Origin of the sequence: Streptomyces sp. 8N616, assembly GCF_052246385.1 — a bacterium.
Taxonomy (GTDB): Bacteria; Actinomycetota; Actinomycetes; order Streptomycetales; family Streptomycetaceae; genus Streptomyces.
This window is the reverse complement of record NZ_JBQQBY010000001.1, coordinates 156,361-175,224: the sequence shown is the minus strand read 5'-3', so window position 1 is coordinate 175,224 and position 18,864 is coordinate 156,361. Positions and strand designations below refer to the sequence as shown.

Genomic DNA, 18,864 nt, shown 5'->3' with positions numbered 1-18,864 from the left:
ACAGGCGCGATGAGCCAAGAGGACGAAGCCCGGGCCACTCGGCGTGGCGCGGGGGACACGGAGAGCAGCCGGGCGAACCGGGGCTGGTGGGACCGCAACGCGGACGAATACCAGCGGGAACACGGCGGGTTCCTCGGAGACGACCGCTTCGTCTGGGGCCCGGAGGGGCTCGACGAGGAGCAGGCCGGGCTGCTCGGCCCGGCGGAGGACCTCAAGGGACGGGGCGTCCTGGAGATCGGGGCCGGCGCGGCGCAGTGCTCGCGCTGGCTGGCCGCCCAGGGCGCCAGGCCGGTCGCCCTGGACATCTCGCACCGGCAGTTGCAGCACGCGCGGCGGATCGGCGATGACGTTCCGCTGGTGCAGGCCGACGCGGGCGCGCTGCCCTTCGCCGACGGGTCCTTCGACCTGGCGTGTTCCGCGTACGGGGCGCTGCCGTTCGTCGCCGACCCGGTGCGGGTGATGCGGGAGGTACGGCGGGTGCTGCGGCCCGGCGGGCGCTGGGTGTTCTCGGTGACCCACCCGATCCGCTGGGCCTTCCCGGACGAGCCGGGCCCCGAGGGACTGTCGGTGGCGGCCTCGTACTTCGACAGGACGCCGTACGTCGAGCAGGACGAGTCGGGGCGTGCGGTGTACGTGGAGCACCACCGGACGGTGGGCGACCGGGTACGGGACGTGGTGGCGGCCGGTTTTCGGCTGATCGACTTCGTGGAGCCGGAGTGGCCTGACTGGAACGACCAGGAGTGGGGCGGCTGGTCCCCGCTGCGGGGGCATCTGATCCCGGGCACGGCGATCTTCGTGTGCGTCAGGGACTGAGGCGCTTCGGCCGGCCTCCGGCCGGGGAGGGCGGGACCCGTTGCGCAGCGCTGGGAGACTGGCCGGGTGATACGGAGGGACGCGCTGGAGCAGCTGCCCGTGAAGGCGGCGCTGCCCGCGCTGGAGGAGGCGCTGGACGCGCGCGGCGCCGCTGTGCTGTGCGCGCCGCCCGGGACGGGCAAGACGACGCTGGTGCCGCTGGCTCTGGCGGGGCTGCTGGACGACGGGCCCGCGGGCGAGCGGCCCGTACGGCGCGTGGTGGTCGCCGAGCCGCGGCGCATCGCGGCGCGGGCCGCCGCGCGGCGCATGGCGTGGCTGCTGGGCGAGGAGGTCGGTATGGGGGCACCCCCGGCCGAAGGTTGGGGGAGCGTCGGGTTCAGCGTGCGCGGCGAGCGGCGCGCCGGGCCCGGGACGGTCGTCGAGGTGGTGACGACCGGCGTGCTGCTGCAGCGGTTGCAGCGCGACCAGGAGCTGGCCGGGGTCGACGTCGTCGTCCTCGACGAGTGCCACGAGCGGCACCTCGACGCCGACACGGCGGCCGCCTTCCTGCTGGACGTACGGGAGGCGCTGCGGCCCGACTTGCGGCTCGTCGCGGCCTCGGCGACGACGGACGCGGCGGGCTGGGCCCGGCTCCTCGGCGACGGCGCGGGGGACGGGAGCGCGGGTGCGGGAGGCGCCGGTGACGGGGGCTCGCCGGTGGTCGAGGCGCCGGGCGTGTCGCACCCGGTGGAGGTGGTGTGGGCACCGCCGCCACGTCCCGTACGCCCGCCGCACGGCATGCGGGTGGACCCCGCCCTGCTGGAGCACGTCGCGGCCGTCGTGCGGCGGGCGCTGCGCGAGCGGGTCGGCGACGTGCTGTGCTTCCTGCCGGGCGTCGGGGAGATCGCGCGCGTGGCGGGGCGGCTGGGCGGGGCGGGCGCCGAGGTGCTGCAGGTGCACGGGCGGGCCCCCGCGGACGTCCAGGACGCGGTGCTGGCGGGCGGTGGGGGCGTACGGCGTGTCGTGCTGGCGACGGCGGTGGCCGAGTCGAGCCTGACGGTGCCGGGCGTGCGGGTCGTCGTGGACGCGGGTCTGGCCCGGGAGCCGCGCACGGACCACGCGCGCGGGCTGAGCGCGCTGACGACCGTACGGGCCTCGCAGGCTGCGGCCCGGCAGCGCGCGGGCCGGGCGGGGCGCGAGGCGCCCGGCACGGTCTACCGCTGCTGGGCCGAGGAGGAGGACGCGCGGCTTCCGCGGTGGCCTTCGCCGGAGATCAAGGTCGCGGACCTGACCGCTTTCGCGCTGCAGGCGGCGTGCTGGGGCGAGCCGGACGCCTCGGGGCTCGCGCTGCTCGACCCGCCGCCGGGCGGGGCGATGGCCGCGGCGGGCGAGGTGCTGCGCGCGATCGGGGCCGTGGACGCGGACGGGCGCGCGACCGCGCGCGGCGTCCAGCTGTCCCGGCTGGGCGTCCACCCGCGGCTCGCCCGGGCCCTCCTGGACGGCGCACCCGAGGTGGGCGCGCGCAGGGCGGCGGAGGTGGTCGCGCTGCTGTCGGAGGAGCCGCCCCGCGAGTACGGCGACGACCTGGCCGCGGCCTGGCGCACGGCCCGCCGCGGCGGCGACCCGTACGCGGCCCGCTGGCGCGCGGAGGCCAGGCGCCTGGAGTCGGCACTGCGCTCGGCCGCTCGCGACAGGGCGGAACGCACATCGCCCGTCGCCGCGGGTGGTGAGGACGCCAGCTCCTCCGCCTCCGCGACGCCGCCCGCCGACGACGACGCGTACGCCCCAACGGAGGCCGGGGCGCCACGCGCGCGTGGGGCGGCGGGCGGGTCCTCGTTGGGCGGGACTGCCGGGCCCGGCGGAGCGCCCTCCGAGCCCGGGTCGGGAGGTTGGAACGGCGTCGAACGGGCGGTGCCGCCGCCGGACAGCGGGGGGTCACGCCGCCAGAACACCGCCACCGGCCGGTTGACGGAAGACGACGCCGCGGGGCTGCTCGCCGCGCTCGCGTTTCCCGAGCGGGTGGCGCGGCGGCGCGGGGGCGGGGCGTATCTCATGGCCTCCGGGACCGGGGCCGAGACGGCCGGCGGGTCGCGGCTCGGGGACGCGGAGTGGCTGGCGGTGGCCGTCGCGGACCGGCCCGTGGCCGCCGCGTCCGCGCGCGTGCGGCTGGCCGCCGTGGTCGGTGAGGAGACCGCGCGGATCGCGGCCGCGCCGCTCCTCTCCGGCGGCGAGGAGGTCGTCTGGTCGGCCGAGCGGCGCGACGTGGTCGCGCGGCGAGTGGAGCGGCTCGGCGCGATCGAACTGCTCGTACGGCCGCTGGGCGCGCCCGACCCGGCGCAGGTGCGGGCCGCTCTGCTGGACGGGCTGCGGCGCGAAGGGCTCGGGATGCTGCGCTGGCCGCGGGAGGCCGCGGAGCTGCGGCAGCGGTTGGCCTTTCTGCACCGGGAGTTGGGCGAGCCGTGGCCCGACGTGTCGGATGCCGCGCTCCTCGCTCACCCCGACGAGTGGCTCGGGTGTGAACTGGACCGCGCGCAGAAGCGCGGTGATCTGGAGCGGGTGGACGGGGGCAAGGCTCTGGCCCGGCTGCTGCCGTGGGCCACCGGTGACGCGGCGCGCTTCGACGAGCTGGCGCCCGAGCGGCTGGAGGTGCCGAGCGGTTCCCGCGTACGCATCGACTACGGCGGCGGTCAGCCGGTGCTGGCCGTGAAGCTGCAGGAGCTGTTCGGGCTGCAGGAGACTCCGCGGATCGCGGGCGGGCGCGTACCGCTGCTCGTCCATCTGCTCTCCCCCGCCGGGCGCCCCGCCGCGGTCACCGCCGACCTCGCGTCCTTCTGGCGCGACGGATACCGGTCCGTACGGGCCGAGCTGCGCGGCCGCTACCCCAAGCACCCGTGGCCGGAGGACCCGGCCACCGCCGAGCCGACGCGCCACACCAAGGCGCGTACCAACCCCCGGCGATAGTCGAAGCGTTCAGGAAGTCCGACGTTCAGGCGTTGAGGCGTTCAGGCGTTGACCGGTTCCGGCTCCGGCGTGCGCTCCCCGGACGCCGCGCCAGGGCCTCCGCGCCGTCGGCTGCGCGCCTCCAGCACCAGAGCGAGCGCGAGCAGGCCGGCCCCGAACCCCAGGAAGCCCCACGGCAGGTGCGACGTCATCAGCAGGACCAGCTGCCGCTGGGACTTCACGAGGTCGGCCGTGTAGTCGATGTAGTCCTCGCGCATCTTCACATGCCCCGCGAACGCCGTGACCTTGTCGCGGTCGCCGAGCAGAGTGCCGCCGCGCAGTTCTTCCTTGTGGATCTCCTGCCCGTTGACCGGTGCGCCCGTGGTGGGGTCGATCCAGAACATGCGCCTGGTGGTGTACCAGCGGGTCGTGCCCGTCTTCGCGACCGACTCCGGCGTGATGCCCTTGACCGGCATCTTCTTCGGCATCGGGACCTTGGTCCACGGGATGGTCTGCTCGAAGTAGTAGACCTCCACGCCGCGGAAGTTCTGGGTGCCCTTGTAGTGGATGGGGGCGGAGATGCGCGCCTGGGCGTCGAAGTAGTTGTAGTCGCGCTTCTCGGTGAGGAAGGGCCACTTGAACTCGATGCCCTCGCGCCGGACCCGGTCGCCGTCGACGTGTTCGCCGTCCGCGTGGACCGGCTCCTGGGTGTGGGCGTCGAAGATGTAGCGCTCGGGGATCCGGGAGACCATCTTGCCGTCCGGGCCCACCACGTACGAGAGGCCGTCCCAGACCACGACGTCGCGGCCGGCGGTCCGCTCGATCTTCTCGGACGCCTCGACGTTGCCCTTCAGCGTCTGCACGATGGTGACCTTGGGGACGGTCTTCGGCCGCATCGTGCCGTAGTCGAGGAGGGTGGCGTCCTTCGCCTCGAGGACCATCTCCTGGTACTGGTTCGGGGGGATCTTGGCGAGGCGCGGGAAGGCGTACCAGCGCAGGAGCGGCGACAGGGCCGTGCAGAGGACGGCGAGGGCGAGCAGGACCAGGCTCGCTGTGCGGCGCATGGCAGTGTGCCCTCCCTCTACGGGTGTTCGGGAACGGTGGTCAGCAGCGGCTTCGGGGAGGTCCGGCCGCTGGGCGCGCCGATCGCCGTGATGGTGAAGACGAGCGCGAGGGCCGCGGCCAGTCCGATGGCGGCGGCTGCGAGGGCGCGCATGGTCGGCCTCCCGGTGTGTGGGGGCAGAAGCCTTCCGGGCATCCTGACGGTGCGTCAGGACGCCCGGATTGGGCACCGTAGCAACGGGGGGCGCAGAAGAGAACACGTCGCACCGCTCCCCTGCCCTCCGGCGGCCGGTGGACCGGTGGGCCGGTGGGGGCAGACGAGCGGTGCGGCGGGGACGGTACGGGCGAGGGACCGGCCGGGCGCTACTGGTCCGCGGCAGCCGGCTCCGTAACGGTCAGCTCGATGGTCAGCGTCGCGCCGTCCGCTGTGGTCAGCCGCAGGTGGAACGTGCCCGCGTTGCCATCGGTGAAGATCTTCGGCAGCGTCAGGAGGCCGCTGGAGTCCGTCTTGAGGTCCTCGAGGGCACGGACCGTCCTGCCCTCATCGTCCGTGAAGTACGGGCCCTTGTCGTTCTCCACCGGCTGGTCCGGGTCGTCGGAGGTGACCATGGTCGCGGTCACCGGCACGCCCGCGGCGGCCTCGCCCTTGTAGGTCGCCTTGACCTCAACCGTCTCCGCGAACTCGCTGCCGGTCTCGGCCTTCAGCGCCTCGTCGCTGGTACGGGCCAGCGCGTCGGCCTGCGGGTCGGGCGCAGGACGGGACGTGACGGTGGCGGCGAAGTCGACGCCGGGCAGACCGCGGCCCACGACCGTGGCCCGTACGGTGAACTGGCCCGCCTTCTCGCCCGCGAGCAGCTTCGGAGCGATGGCAGTGCCATCGCTGCCGGTGAGGACGGTGACGCGGGTCGCCTTGTCGGGGAAGCGCGCCTGTGTCTCGCCGCGGATCTCGTACTGCACGCGCGCCTTGGCGACCGGCTTGCCCGCCGCGTTCTCCGCCCGCACCCGGGGCAGGTCGGCGAACTCGCCTCCGGCCGTGGCGGTCAGCTCCTGCGCGCCGACGCGCTCAAGGGCGGTGACGGATTCGGCGGGGGTGGGCTGGTCCGGCTCGCTCGGCTCGCCCGGCTCGCCCGGTTCGCCTGGCCGGGGCGACGGGGTGGGCGTACCGCCCGTCTTCGGGGGCTGCGTGGAGGGGCTCTTGCCGCCTTCCCCGGACGGCGAGCCCGGGGAGCCCTTTCCGGTGCCCTTGCCCCCGCCCTTCGAGCCGTCGCCGTCTCCGCCGGGGCCGGTTCCGGCGGGCAGCACGCCCGTGCCGTCGGGCACCTCGTGCGTGCCCTTCTTGTAGTACTCGAACCACGACAGGACCGTCCGCAGGTACTCCTGCGAGTGGTTGTAGCCGAGGATCGCCCGGTGGAGGTCGGCCTCGACCGACAGATCGCGGCCGCTCGCGCAGAGGTAACGGCCCGCGGCCAGCGCCGCGTCGTAGACGTTGTTGGGGTTCTCGTCTCCGTCGCCATTGCCGTCGGCGCTCCACTTCGCCCAGGTGGACGGGATGAACTGCATCGGGCCGACAGCGCGGTCGTGCACGGTGTCGTCGTCGTACGCGCCGTCGTCGGTGTCGCTGATGTTGGCGAAGCCCTTGCCGTTGAGCTGCGGGCCGAGGATCGGCGAGATGGTGGTGCCCTCGGCGTCCACGCGCCCGCCGCGCGCCTGCCCGGACTCCACCTTGCCGATGGCGGCGAGCAGTTCCCAGGGCAGGTGGCAGCCGGGGTGGCTCTGGGCCAGCGCCGCCTCGGCCTTCTTGTACGCATCGAGAACGGTCGCCGGTATGCCCGACTCGGCGCCCTTGCCGTCGCCGGGCAGATCTATGGAAGTGCCGGGCTTGTCCGCTGTGTTCAGCGGCGGCAGGTCCGTGTAGTACGGAGAGCCGCCGTCGATGGGGGTGTCGGTGGCGGGCGACGGATCACTCGTCGACTGCCGCTCGGACTTCAGCAGACTGGGTGCCTGGGACGCGGTGAGCGCCGCCATCGCGAGGGCCGCCACGGCTGTCGTGGCCGCTCCCCTCCGCAGCCGCCGGCCGAACTGCGCTGCCATACGTGCGTCCTCCCCTGTACGTGCGGGGGTCCCGCCCCGCCTTGGTCTGTGCACCGCGCCCGCCCCGTACTCCCCCGCGCGCGAACGCTGGTGACACTACGGCACCTTCGCGCCCTGAGTCACCGTTCCCTGCCCAGGATTTCACCACGTTGGCGCGGAGCGGGTGCCCAGCGTGGCGAACCCCGCTCACCCGCATACTGGGCGAGACTGGGCAAGGATGATCAAGACCGATCGAGAACGGAACGCAGGGGGGAACGTATGCCGTTCACGCTCAGCCATGCTGCGGCTGTGCTGCCAGGGATACGACGTGACGGTACGGGGCGCGGGCCGCTGGTCGCCTCGGCACTCGTCGCGGGCTCGTTCGCGCCCGACATGACGTACTTCGCCGACACGGTCCTTCCCGGGGCGATGCTGTACGGGGACTTCACGCACTCGCCCGCCGGTGTGCTCACCGCGGACACACTCGTGTCGGCGGTGCTGGTGGGGGGCTGGCTGCTGCTGCGCGAACCGCTGGTGGCGCTGTTGCCGGGGGCCTGGCAGGGCCGTGCGTACGCGCTGGCGCGCGGCCGGTCGTGGCGGGGCAGGCCGGTCGCGCCGCTGGTGTTCTGGTTCTGGGTGTCGGCCGTGCTCGGGGCGGCGACGCACATCGTGTGGGACGCCTTCACGCACCTGGACCGCTGGGGGATGCGGATCCTGCCGGTGCTGGGCGAGGTGGTGGCGGGCTTTCCGCTCTATCTGTACGCGCAGTACGGCGGTTCTGCGCTCGCGCTGCTGGTGATCGCCGCGTTCCTCGTCGGGGCGGTGCGCGGGCTGCCGGCGGACGCCCCGGCGCCGGCGGCCGTACCGGGCCTGACGTCGCGCGAACGGCTGCTCGCGGCGGGGGTGCTGGCGCTGGGCGTCCTCGCGGGCGTCGTGCACCGCTGTGTCCGCTCGTACGCGGCCATCACGGCCATCGCCGAGGACGCCTCGCTGCTCGATTACGTGCCCACGGTGATGTTCGGCGCGGGCGCGGGCCTCGCCCTGAGCCTGCCGCTCTACGCAGCGGCGGTACGGATGCGCCCTGTTGTGGGCATTCGTTCCGCGGGGCGGTACGAATGCCCACAACCAGACAGGGGCTAGTGCGCGGCCGACTCCCAGTCCGCACCCGAGCCGACGGACACGTCGAGCGGCGCCCGCAGTTCGGTCGCGCCGCTCATCTCGCGCCGCACCAGTTCCTCGACCTTGGCGCGTTCTCCGGGCGCCACCTCCAGCACGATCTCGTCGTGCACCTGGAGCAGCATCCGCGAGCTCAGCCCCTCCCTCGTCAGGGCCTCGTCGACGCGGAGCATCGCGATCTTCACGATGTCGGCGGCCGTGCCCTGGATCGGGGCGTTGAGGGCCATGCGCTCGGCCATCTCGCGGCGCTGCCGGTTGTCGCTGGTGAGGTCCGGGAGATAGCGGCGGCGGCCGAGGATGGTCTCGGTGTAGCCGGTGGCGCGCGCCTCGTCGACGACCCGCCGCAGATAGTCGCGGACGCCGCCGAACCGCTCGAAGTAGGTGTCCATCAGCCCGCGCGCCTCGTCGGGCGAGATGTTCAGCTGCTGCGAGAGGCCGAAGGCCGACAGGCCGTACGCCAGCCCGTACGACATCGCCTTGATCTTGCGGCGCATCTCCGGGTCGACGTCGGCCTTGGCCACGGAGAAGACCTGGGAGGCGACCGTGTCGTGCAGGTCCTCGCCCGAGGTGAAGGCCTCGATCAGGCCCTCGTCCTCGGAGAGATGGGCCATGACGCGCAGCTCGATCTGGCTGTAGTCGGCGGTGAGCAGGGACTCGAAGCCCTCGCCGACGACGAAGCCGCGCCGGATGGCCCGGCCCTCGTCCGTGCGCACCGGGATGTTCTGCAGGTTCGGGTCCGTGGAGGAGAGCCGGCCGGTCGCCGCCACGGTCTGGTTGAAGGTGGTGTGGATACGGCCGTCGGGCGCGACCGTCTTGATCAGGCCCTCGACGGTGGACCGCAGCCGGGCCTGCTCGCGGTGGCGCAGCATGATCACGGGGAGGTCGTGCTCGGTCTGGGCGGCCAGCCAGGCGAGCGCGTCGGCGTCCGTGGTGTAACCGGTCTTGGTCTTCTTGGTCTTGGGCAGGCCCAGCTCGCCGAAGAGCACCTCCTGGAGCTGCTTGGGCGAGCCGAGGTTGAACTCATGGCCGACGGCGGCGTGCGCCTCCTTTATGGCCTGCTGCACAGCCCCGGCGAACTGCTGCTCCATGCGCTCCAGCCAGTCGCGGTCCGCGGCGATCCCGGCCCGCTCCATCCGGGCCAGCATCGCGGACACCGGCAGCTCCACATTGCGCAGCAGGTCGGCCGCGCCGACCTCCTCCAGCCGCCCGGTGAACGCCTCGCCCAGGTCCAGGACCGTACGAGCCTGGGTCATCAGCGCGTCCTTCTCCGCCTGGTCGTCCGCACCGAAGGCCAGCTGGCCGTTCTCGGCCGCGGCGGGGGCGAGTTCGCGGCCCAGGTACTCGACGGAGAGCGCGTCCAGGGCGAAGGAGCGGCGGCCTGGCTTGACGAGGTAGGCGGCGAGGGCGGTGTCCATGGTGACGCCCGCGACCGTCCAGCCGTGCTCGGCGAAGACCCGCATCAGGTCCTTGGCGTTGTGCATCACCTTCGGCCGGTCCTGGTCGGCGAGCCAGGCGGCGAAGGCCCGCTCGTCCGCCTCGTCCAGCTCGGCCGGGTCGAACCAGACCGCGGGCCCCGAGCCCAGCGCGAGCGCGATCTCGCTGACGCTGCCGCTGCCCAGCGCCCAGGCGTCGACGGTGGCCACGCCGAGCGGCTCCGCGCCGTGCCGCTCCAGCCAGGGGGCGAGCTCGCCCGCGCCGAGCACCTCGCCGTCCACCGCGACGCCCGCGGCCGGCGGGGCTTCGACCACCGTCTCGCCGGGGTCGGCGGCCATGAGCCGGTCCCGGAAGTTCTGGTGGCGGAACTCCAGCGCATCGAGGATCACCGAGAGCGACTGCCGGTCGTACGGAGCGCGCTTGAGGGCGTCCGGGCCGACGGGCAGCTCCACGTCCCGTACCAGCTCCGTCAGCTGCCGGTTGAGCTTGACGGAGTCCAGGTGCTCGCGGAGCTTGTCGCCGACCTTGCCCTTGACCTCGTCGACCCGCTCCACGAGCTCCGCGAAGGAGCCGAACTGGCCGATCCACTTCGTGGCGGTCTTCTCGCCGACACCCGGGATGCCGGGGAGGTTGTCGGACGGGTCGCCGCGCAGCGCCGCGAAGTCCGGGTACTGCTGCGGGGTGAGGCCGTACTTCTCCTTGAGCTTCTCCGGGGTGTACCGGGTCAGCTCGGAGACGCCCTTGGTCGGGTAGAGAACGGTCACATGGTCGCTGACCAGCTGGAACGAGTCGCGGTCACCCGTGACGATCAGCACCTCGAAGCCCTGGGCCTCGGCCTGGGTGGCGAGGGTGGCGATCACGTCGTCCGCCTCGTAACCCTCGATCGCGAAGCGGGTGACGTTCATGGCGTCGAGCAGCTCGCCGATCAGCTCGACCTGGCCCTTGAACTCGTCCGGGGCCTTGGAGCGGTTCGCCTTGTACTCGGCGAACTCCTCAGAGCGCCAGGTCTTGCGGGAGACGTCGAAGGCGACCGCGAGATGCGTGGGCTGCTCGTCGCGCAGCGTGTTCGCCAGCATCGACGTGAAGCCGTAGATCGCGTTGGTCGTCTGACCCGTGGTGGTGCTGAAGTTCTCTGCGGGCAGTGCGAAGAATGCCCGGTACGCCAGGGAATGTCCGTCCAGCAGGAGCAGACGGGGCCGTTCCCCCAGCGGGTCCGCCTGCCCGGCGGCGGGAGCGGTCTGTGCGGTCTTCTTCGATGCGTTCTCTGCCACGCCCCCGATCCTGCCACGTATCACTGACACCACGGTGTGGGCATTCGTTCCGCTGGGGCGGAACGGGTGGGCACACCGCACCCGCACTCGGCAACGGAGCGCCATCCGCCGCCGGGGGTTGCCGTCTCGTGCGCGGCTGCACGCCGGTGGCCCCGTTGTGCCCTCCCGTTCCGCCCCGCGGAACGCATGCCCACAACGGGTGCCCCGTGGCAGGATCGATGCGAGCATCGAGGAGGTCGTGACATGGCAGGGAAGCCGCCCTCGGGGGATCCCATTCAGGACGCACCGGAGGTCGCCCCTCCCGCACACGCCGCCGCCGGGCTCCCCGCCATCGGCCACAGCCTGCGCATCGCCCAGCAGCAGATGGGCGTCCGCCGCACCGCGCTCACCCTCCTCAAGGTCAACCAGAAGGACGGCTTCGACTGCCCCGGCTGCGCCTGGCCCGAGCCGGACAAGCGCCACGCCGCGGAGTTCTGCGAGAACGGCGCGAAGGCCGTCGCCGAGGAGGCGACGCTGCGCCGCGTCACCCCCGACTTCTTCGCCGCGCACCCCGTGTCCGACCTCGCGGCCCGCAGCGGCTACTGGCTGGGCCAGCAGGGCAGGATCACCCAGCCGATGTACCTCGCGGAGGGCGCAGGCCATTACGAGCCGGTGCCCTGGGAGCGGGCCTTCGACATCGTCGCCGAGGAGCTGCACGCGCTGGACTCCCCGGACGAGGCGATCTTCTACACCTCGGGGCGTACGAGCAACGAGGCCGCCTTCCTCTACCAGCTCTTCGCCCGCGAATTCGGCACCAACAACCTCCCCGACTGCTCCAACATGTGCCACGAGTCCTCGGGTTCCGCGCTCACCGAGACGCTCGGGGTCGGCAAGGGCAGCGTGCTGCTCGAGGACCTCTACCGCGCCGACCTGATCATCGTCGCCGGGCAGAACCCCGGCACCAACCACCCGCGGATGCTCTCCGCCCTGGAAAAGGCCAAGGCGGGCGGCGCCCGCATCATCACGGTCAACCCGCTGCCCGAGGCGGGCATGGAGCGGTTCAAGAACCCGCAGACGCCGCGCGGACTCGCCCGCGGCGGCACCGCCCTCACCGACCTCTTCCTCCAGATCCGGCTCGGCGGCGACCAGGCCCTCTTCCGCGCCCTGAACCGCCTCATCCTCGAAGCGTCGTCCAGTTCCCCCGGAGCGCTCGACGAGGAGTTCATCGCCGAGCACACCCACGGCTTCGAGGAGTTCGCGGCCGCGGCCCGCGCGCAGGACTGGGACCAGACGCTGCGCGCCACCGGCCTCGACCGGGCCGCGATCGACCGGACCCTGCGCATGGTCCTGGACTCACGGCGCATCGTCGTCTGCTGGGCGATGGGTCTCACCCAGCACAAGCACGCCGTGCCCACCATCAAGGAGGTCGTCAACTTCCTTCTGCTGCGCGGGAACATCGGCCGCCCCGGCGCCGGGGTGTGCCCGGTGCGCGGGCACAGCAACGTGCAGGGCGACCGCACGATGGGCATCTTCGAGCGGCCCGCGCCCGCCTTCCTCGACGCCCTGGAGAAGGAGTTCGGCTTCGCGCCCCCGCGCAAGCACGGCCTCGACGTCGTACGGTCCATCCGCGCCCTGCGCGACGGCACGGCGAAGGTCTTCTTCGCCATGGGCGGGAACTTCGTCGCCGCCACCCCCGACACCGAGGTGACCGAGGCGGCCGTGCGCCGGGCCCGGCTGACCGTACACGTCTCCACCAAGCTCAACCGCTCGCATGTGGTCACCGGAGCGCGCGCCCTCATCCTCCCCACCCTCGGCCGCACCGAGCGCGACCTCCAGGCCGCCCCGAGCGGGACGAGCAGAGCGCAGTTCGTCACCGTCGAGGACTCGATGGGCATGGTGCACGCCTCGCGCGGCGGCCTCGAGCCCGCGAGCCCCCATCTGCTCTCCGAGCCCGCCATCGTCTGCCGGCTGGCCCGCCGGGTCCTGGGCGAGAACAGCCGCATCCCGTGGGAGGAGTCCGGATACGACTACGCGACCGTACGGGACCGCATCTCCCGCGTCGTGCCCGGCTTCGAGGACTTCGAGACGAAGGTGAACCGGCCCGGCGGCTTCACGCTCCCGCACGCGCCCCGCGACGACCGCCGCTTCCCCACCGCCACGGGCAAGGCCAACTTCACGGCGGCGCCCGTCACGTACCCGAAGGTGCCGGAGGGCCGCCTGCTGCTGCAGACGCTGCGCTCGCACGACCAGTACAACACCACGATCTACGGGCTCGACGACCGCTACCGCGGCATCAGGAACGGTCGCCGGGTCGTCCTCGTCCACCCCGAGGACGCCCGCGCGCTGGGCCTCGCCGACGGCTCGTACTGCGACCTGGTCAGCGAGTGGGAGGACGGCAGCGAGCGCCGCGCGCCCGGCTTCCGCGTCGTCCACTACCCGACGGCCCGCGGCTGCGCCGCCGCGTACTACCCGGAGACGAACGTCCTCGTGCCGCTGGACGCCACCGCGGACACCAGCAATACGCCGGCGAGCAAGTCCCTCGTCGTACGGCTGGAGCGGACGGACGCCGGGGCCCCCGAGACCGACGTCACTGCACGCACCTGATAGGACGGTGCACACTGCAACGAACACAGCGTTGTGGCGGAGAGTACCGATCGGAGCCGGACCCCATGGGTGAGCAGAGCAGCACGAAGTTCCCGCAGGAGATCCTCGACAAGTGGAACGGCCTCGGTCTCGATCTCCCCGCGCTGTTCTCCGCCGGGCACCTCGGTAACCGTATGGGGCTGCAGATCCTCGAGGCAGCGCCCGAGCGCGTCGTCGGCACGCTCCCCGTCGAGGGCAACACCCAGCCGTACGGGCTGCTGCACGGCGGCGCGTCCGCCGTGCTCGCCGAGACCCTCGGCTCGGTCGGCGCGATGCTGCACTGCGGTCCGCACAAGATCGCGGTCGGCGTGGACCTCAACTGCACCCACCACCGCGGCATCCGCTCAGGGCTGGTGACCGGGGTCGCCACACCCGTGCACCGCGGCCGCTCCACCGCCACGTACGAGGTCGTGATCACCGACGAGCAGGACCGGCGCGTCTGCACCGCCCGTCTCACCTGCCTGCTCCGCGACGCCGACAACGCGTCAGGCACCGTCTGACCGACCGGACCGGGGGGCCGCGATGACGTCGTACGGGGAGCGCGACGGGGAGCCGGACCCGGCCGCGCCCGAGCTCCTCGAGGCAGGCGGCGAGGCCCCCAGGCTGAGCGAGCGGTGGGCCGCGCTCCCCCACCGCACCCGCCTCGCCGTGCGTGCCGCCCTGGCAGCCGCCCTGCTCGTCGCGGCCGGCGGCTACGCGCTCGCCTCGCGCCCCGGCGCCCCGCCCCCCGTGCCGTGGCCGGGGGCGGCTTCGCACATCGGCTACGCCGGTATCGCCGAGGCACCCGACCCGGCGGACCGCAGCGTCGCCTTCGCTCTGCGGGCCGAGGCGACCAAGGGCACACCGGTCACGATCGAAGCGATCCACCAGGGCTACGACACCCTGGAGCTGTCGGTCAGCCCCCGCCTCCCCATCACCCTCAGCTCCGGCCACCCCCGCCGCCTCGTCGTCCGGATGACGGTTCTCCGCTGCTCCGGGGTCCCCATCGACGCGCGGCTGCCTTTCCTCGACGTAACACTGCGTAACGATCGCGCAATACAGGACGTCAGCGAAATACTCGGCGAGGCGTACGCGGATGATCTTTCCCGCTCCCTACGAACGATCTGCGACGCGAGACCCTCGCCGAGCTCGCCCACGTCGTAGGGGAGCTGCACATTTCTAATATCCGGACTCGACAGTCCGTCATGTTTTGTCTGGAATGTCCGATGCGCTGAGCTACACCAACACCGCGACGCGGCCATTGTCATAACAAGAGCGTCACATCATCGATCCACCTCTGCCCCAGGCCAGCGGACCCGCTTAGAGTCACCGCCAGTCACCGCGCCGGGTACCTCGTACCTGTCCTGTTTCTCTCTCCCGGCGCGACAAACGGCAACCTCCACCGAGGCGGCCGGGCCTGGGGAAAGGACTGATCGTGCGTCACCGTTCCGTGCTCATCATCACCACTGCGGTCACCGCAGGGGCGCTCACCCTCTCCGCCTGCGGTTCGCGCGACGACAACAAGGCAGGCGACGGGGGCAACACCACCGTCGTGATCGGCCTCGACGCACCGCTCACCGGCGACCTGTCCGCGCTCGGCCAGGGCATCAAGAACTCCGCCGACCTCGCGGTCAAGACCGCCAACAAGAACAAAGAGGTCGAGGGCATCACCTTCAAGCTCGAGTCCCTCGACGACGTGGCCAACGCCTCCACCGGCCAGCAGAACGCCACCAAGTTCGTCGGCAACGAGGACGTCATCGGCGTGGTCGGCCCGCTCAACTCCGACGTCGGCCAGTCGATGCAGAAGGTCTTCGCCGACGCCGACCTGGCCGAGATCTCGCCGGCCAACACCAACCCCGAGCTCACCCAGGGCAAGGACTGGAAGGACGGCAAGAAGGTCCGTCCGTTCAAGACGTACTTCCGTACGTCCACCACGGACGCCATCCAGGGCCCGTACGCCGCCCAGTACATGTACAACAAGAAGAAGCTGAAGAAGGTCTTCGTCATCGACGACAAGAAGACCTACGGCGCGGGCCTCGCCGGCACCTTCGCGGACGAGTTCAAGAAGCTCGGCGGCAAGGTCGTGGGCACCGACCACATCAACCCGGACGACAAGGACTTCAGCGCCGTCGCGACCAAGGTCAAGAACGCCGGCGCGGACTTCGTCTACTACGGCGGCGAGTACCCGGCCGGCGCCCCGCTCTCCGCCCAGATCAAGAAGGCCGGAGCCAAGATCCCCACGGTCGGCGGCGACGCGCTCTACAGCCCCGAGTACGTCAAGCTCGGCAAGGCGAACGCCGAGGGCGACATCGCCTCCTCCGTCGGCGCTCCGCTGGAGACCATCGACAGCGCCAAGGACTTCATCAAGAACTACAAGAGCGCCGGGTACAAGGACGGCTTCGACGCCTACGGCGGCTACGCCTACGACTCGACCTGGGCCATCATCCAGGCCGTGAAGGCGGTCGCCGAGGCCAACGACGGCAAGCTGCCCGAGGACATCGACGACGCCCGCAAGAAGGTCACCGAGGCCGTGCAGGACGTCAAGTTCAGCGGCGTCACCGGTGAGGTCGGCTTCGACGAGTTCGGCGACACCACCAACAAGCAGCTCTCCCTCTACGAGGTGAAGAGCGGCAAGCACACGCCGGTCCAGAGCGGCGAGTACCAGGCGAGCTGACCCGGGCCAACCGCCCGCCCTGCACGTAACACTACGGCCGCGGGGGGGCACCACAGCGCCCCCGCGCAGCCATATCTGACACCTGACTCGGAGGCCCCGCGGTGAACGATCTGCCGCAGCAACTCGCCAACGGCCTGCTCCTTGGCGGCTTGTACGGACTGATAGCCATCGGCTACACGATGGTCTACGGCATCGTCCAGCTCATCAACTTCGCCCATGGCGAGATCTTCATGATCGGCGGTTTCGGCGCACTCAGCGTGTGGCTCTGGCTGCCGGGCGGCACCAGCATGCTGGTCGCCCTGCCACTGATGCTCCTCTTCGCCATTCTCTGCTCCGTACTCGTCGCCATCGGCGCCGAACGCTTCGCCTACCGGCCCCTGCGCGGCGGCCCCCGGCTCGCCCCGCTGATCACCGCGATCGGCCTCTCCATCGCCCTGCAGCAGGCGGTCTGGGCCTTCTACCCCGAGGCCACCAAGTCCCGCCCCTTCCCCGAGCTCGAAGGCCCCCGCATCGACTTCGGGGCGTTCTCCATCGAGCGCGGCGAGCTGTACCTGCTGCTCGCGGCCCCGGTCTGCATGGCCGCACTCGCCTTCTTCGTGTCCAAGACCCGCACCGGCCGCGCCATGCAGGCCACCTCGCAGGACCCGGACACCGCGAAGCTGATGGGCATCAACACCAACCGCATCATCGTCACCGCCTTCGCCATCGGCGGCGCCTTCGCCGCCGTCGCCGCCATCGCCCACGGGCTGAAGTACGGCGAGGTCAACTTCCGGATGGGCTTCATCGCCGGACTCAAGGCGTTCACCGCGGCCGTCCTCGGCGGCATCGGCAACATCTACGGCGCCATGCTCGGCGGCGTCGTCCTCGGACTCGCCGAGGCCCTCTCCACCGCCTACATCGAGAAGATCCCCGGCATGGAGCTGTTCGGCGGCGGCAGCTGGAAGGACGTCTGGGCCTTCGTGCTGCTCATTCTCGTACTGCTCCTGCGGCCCCAGGGCCTGCTCGGCGAGCGCGTCGCGGATCGGGCGTGATACCCATGACCACCACCCGCACCCCCGCCACCGCCGAGGCAACCGGCACCCTGGTCCCCGGCGCGCTGCCGCTGCCACCCGCGGCCGCCCGGCTCACCGTCGCCGTCGGCGCGATCCTCACCTTCGCCTCGACCTTCCTCGCCTGGACCTGGACCAGCGAGTTCCCCGGCGACCTCACCATCAACGGCTACCCCGGCGGGCTGCAGCTGCTCACCCTCACCGGAGCGCTGCTCACCCTCGCCTTCCACCTCGCCGGATACGGCATACGCGGGCTGCGCTGGCTCGCCCCCGCCGGGAAGAACAGCACCGTCCTGCTGCTCGCCCTCGGCACCCTCGGCATCACCTGGTACACCCTGCTCGCCATCGCCAACCACCTCGGCGGGTTCATCAACCTGGAACCCGGCGGGGCCATCGCCGGAGTCACCTCGCTGATCACCGCCCTCGGCGCGCTCGGCCTCGCCGCCGACGTCCCCGCCGGAGCGGACGGCGACGCACCGCCCAAGGGTGTCTGGCAGCGGTTCCGGCACGCCTTCAAGGCGCCTGCCGCACCGAGCGCCAAGGAGCTGCCCGGCTGGCTGGAGATCCTGATCATCGCCGCGGCCGCCGGCGTCGGACTCTTCGTCTTCACCTACGGCATCGACACGGACTACGGAGAGCTCTTCGTCGGCTTCCTGATCCTGGCGGGCTTCGGCGGCGCCGCCGTCGCCCGGGCCGGACTCACCGAACGGCTCTCCTCGCTCACCAGGAAGCACCGCAACGTCACGGTCACCGCCGCGTTCGTCGCCGCGGTCGCCTTCCCCTTCACACAGTCCAGCGACGCGAACGCGACGATCGGCACCAACATCCTGATCTTCGCCACCGTCGCGCTCGGACTGAACGTCGTCGTCGGCCTCGCCGGACTGCTCGACCTCGGTTACGTCGCCTTCCTCGGCGTCGGTGCCTACGCGGCCGCGCTGGTCTCCGGCTCGCCGTCCTCACCCTTCGGCGTGCAGGTGCCCTTCTGGGCGGCCGTGATCATCGGCGCGGGGGCCTCGCTGCTCTTCGGTGTCGTCATCGGCGCCCCGACGCTCCGGCTGCACGGCGACTACCTCGCCATCGTGACCCTCGGCTTCGGTGAGATCTTCCGCATCACCATGCAGAACATGGACGGCACCTCCGGGCCCGACGTCACCAACGGCTCCAACGGAATCCCCAACATCCCCGATTTGGAGCTCTTCGGCTTCAACCTGGGCGAGGAGCACACCGTCCTCGGATTCGAACTCGGCAGGTTCTCCAACTACTTCCTGCTGATGCTCGTCTTCACCATCGTCATCGTCTCCATCTTCCGGCGGGCCGACCAGTCCCGCATCGGCCGCGCCTGGGTCGCCGTCCGCGAGGACGAGACCGCCGCCCGCGCCATGGGCATCAACGCCTTCCGGGTGAAGCTCATCGCCTTCGCCCTCGGCGCCACCCTGGCCGGACTCGCCGGCACCGTACAGGCGCATGTGACCTTCACGGTCACCCCGTCCCAGTACAAGTTCGTGGAATTCGTCCCGCCCAACTCCGCCTTCCTCCTGGCCGCGGTCATCCTCGGCGGCATGGGCACGGTCAGCGGCCCGCTCATCGGCGCGGCCCTGCTCTATCTGATCCCGGCCAAGCTGCAGTTCATCGGCGACTACCAGCTCCTCCTCTTCGGCGTCGCGCTCATCCTGCTGATGCGCTTCCGCCCCGAGGGCCTGGTCGCCGACCGGAGGAAGCAGCTCGAATTCCACGAGACCGGCCAACTCGACGTGCCCAAGGGCGACGTCACCCTCAGCAAGGCGGAGGCGTGACC

13 protein-coding genes are annotated in these 18,864 nt (G+C 71.8%); 9 read left to right on the top strand and 4 right to left on the bottom strand.

The genetic code is table 11. From position 1 onward, the window contains the following. The first annotated feature begins 9 nt into the window (after positions 1-9). Positions 10-813, top strand: a complete 804-nt coding sequence (locus tag ACTWQC_RS00780) for a class I SAM-dependent methyltransferase (protein WP_443313481.1) — start codon at positions 10-12, stop codon at positions 811-813. Between the two features lie 66 nt (positions 814-879). Then, the gene (locus ACTWQC_RS00775; RefSeq protein ID WP_443313480.1) at positions 880-3,753 is read left to right on the top strand and encodes an ATP-dependent RNA helicase; all 2,874 of its coding nucleotides are present in this window, start codon (positions 880-882) and stop codon (positions 3,751-3,753) included. 41 nt (positions 3,754-3,794) lie between these two features. Here the strand turns inward: ACTWQC_RS00775 and ACTWQC_RS00770 are convergent, their stop codons facing one another. The 3 genes from ACTWQC_RS00770 to ACTWQC_RS00760 form a co-directional block, all read right to left on the bottom strand. After that, entirely contained in the window at positions 3,795-4,796 is a 1,002-nt protein-coding gene (locus ACTWQC_RS00770; RefSeq protein WP_443313479.1) for a DUF3068 domain-containing protein, read from the bottom strand. Between the two features lie 17 nt (positions 4,797-4,813). Further along, on the bottom strand, positions 4,814-4,948 hold the full coding sequence (locus tag ACTWQC_RS00765) for an SPW_0924 family protein (RefSeq protein WP_443313478.1): 135 nt from the start codon (positions 4,946-4,948) through the stop codon (positions 4,814-4,816). A 209-nt stretch (positions 4,949-5,157) separates the two neighbouring features. Then, on the bottom strand, positions 5,158-6,885 hold the full coding sequence (locus tag ACTWQC_RS00760; RefSeq protein ID WP_443313477.1) for a lytic transglycosylase domain-containing protein: 1,728 nt from the start codon (positions 6,883-6,885) through the stop codon (positions 5,158-5,160). Between the two features lie 288 nt (positions 6,886-7,173). On the opposite strand from ACTWQC_RS00760, the gene ACTWQC_RS00755 reads away from it, so the two are divergent. Next, positions 7,174-8,004, top strand: coding sequence for a DUF4184 family protein (locus ACTWQC_RS00755; RefSeq protein WP_443313476.1), 831 nt, complete (start codon positions 7,174-7,176; stop codon positions 8,002-8,004). Here the strand turns inward: ACTWQC_RS00755 and polA are convergent. Beyond that, complete coding sequence (gene polA, locus ACTWQC_RS00750) at positions 8,001-10,745, bottom strand: DNA polymerase I (RefSeq protein WP_443313475.1); 2,745 nt, start codon at positions 10,743-10,745, stop codon at positions 8,001-8,003. The genes ACTWQC_RS00755 and polA overlap by 4 nt on opposite strands. A gap of 243 nt (positions 10,746-10,988) precedes the next feature. Between polA and ACTWQC_RS00745 the strand changes: the two genes are divergently transcribed. From ACTWQC_RS00745 to ACTWQC_RS00720, 6 genes are all read left to right on the top strand, one after another. Continuing rightward, positions 10,989-13,328: an FdhF/YdeP family oxidoreductase gene (locus ACTWQC_RS00745; RefSeq protein ID WP_443313474.1), complete on the top strand. Its 2,340-nt coding sequence runs from the start codon at positions 10,989-10,991 to the stop codon at positions 13,326-13,328. Between the two features lie 65 nt (positions 13,329-13,393). Continuing rightward, the gene (locus ACTWQC_RS00740; protein ID WP_443313473.1) at positions 13,394-13,867 is read left to right on the top strand and encodes a PaaI family thioesterase; all 474 of its coding nucleotides are present in this window, start codon (positions 13,394-13,396) and stop codon (positions 13,865-13,867) included. Positions 13,868-13,889: 22 nt separating this feature from the next. Then, positions 13,890-14,510, top strand: a complete 621-nt coding sequence (locus ACTWQC_RS00735; RefSeq protein ID WP_443313472.1) for a hypothetical protein — start codon at positions 13,890-13,892, stop codon at positions 14,508-14,510. A 271-nt stretch (positions 14,511-14,781) separates the two neighbouring features. Further along, positions 14,782-16,020 (top strand): branched-chain amino acid ABC transporter substrate-binding protein, encoded by a 1,239-nt coding sequence (locus tag ACTWQC_RS00730; RefSeq protein ID WP_443313471.1) that lies wholly within the window; start codon positions 14,782-14,784, stop codon positions 16,018-16,020. 101 nt (positions 16,021-16,121) lie between these two features. After that, positions 16,122-17,051, top strand: a complete 930-nt coding sequence (locus ACTWQC_RS00725) for a branched-chain amino acid ABC transporter permease (RefSeq protein ID WP_443313470.1) — start codon at positions 16,122-16,124, stop codon at positions 17,049-17,051. Between the two features lie 5 nt (positions 17,052-17,056). Beyond that, positions 17,057-18,862: a branched-chain amino acid ABC transporter permease gene (locus ACTWQC_RS00720; protein WP_443313469.1), complete on the top strand. Its 1,806-nt coding sequence runs from the start codon at positions 17,057-17,059 to the stop codon at positions 18,860-18,862. Positions 18,863-18,864 lie beyond the last annotated feature (2 nt).

Excerpts from the sequence above, each read along its gene's own strand:
- ACTWQC_RS00740 (WP_443313473.1), top strand. The coding sequence starts at position 13,394 with ATGGGTGAGCAGAGCAGCACGAAGTTCCCGCAGGAGATCCTCGACAAG.
- ACTWQC_RS00765 (WP_443313478.1), bottom strand. The coding sequence starts at position 4,948 with ATGCGCGCCCTCGCAGCCGCCGCCATCGGACTGGCCGCGGCCCTCGCG.
- ACTWQC_RS00735 (WP_443313472.1), top strand. The coding sequence starts at position 13,890 with ATGACGTCGTACGGGGAGCGCGACGGGGAGCCGGACCCGGCCGCGCCC.
- ACTWQC_RS00745 (WP_443313474.1), top strand. The coding sequence starts at position 10,989 with ATGGCAGGGAAGCCGCCCTCGGGGGATCCCATTCAGGACGCACCGGAG.
- ACTWQC_RS00780 (WP_443313481.1), top strand. The coding sequence starts at position 10 with ATGAGCCAAGAGGACGAAGCCCGGGCCACTCGGCGTGGCGCGGGGGAC.
- ACTWQC_RS00760 (WP_443313477.1), bottom strand. The coding sequence starts at position 6,885 with ATGGCAGCGCAGTTCGGCCGGCGGCTGCGGAGGGGAGCGGCCACGACA.
- ACTWQC_RS00770 (WP_443313479.1), bottom strand. The coding sequence starts at position 4,796 with ATGCGCCGCACAGCGAGCCTGGTCCTGCTCGCCCTCGCCGTCCTCTGC.
- ACTWQC_RS00720 (WP_443313469.1), top strand. The coding sequence starts at position 17,057 with ATGACCACCACCCGCACCCCCGCCACCGCCGAGGCAACCGGCACCCTG.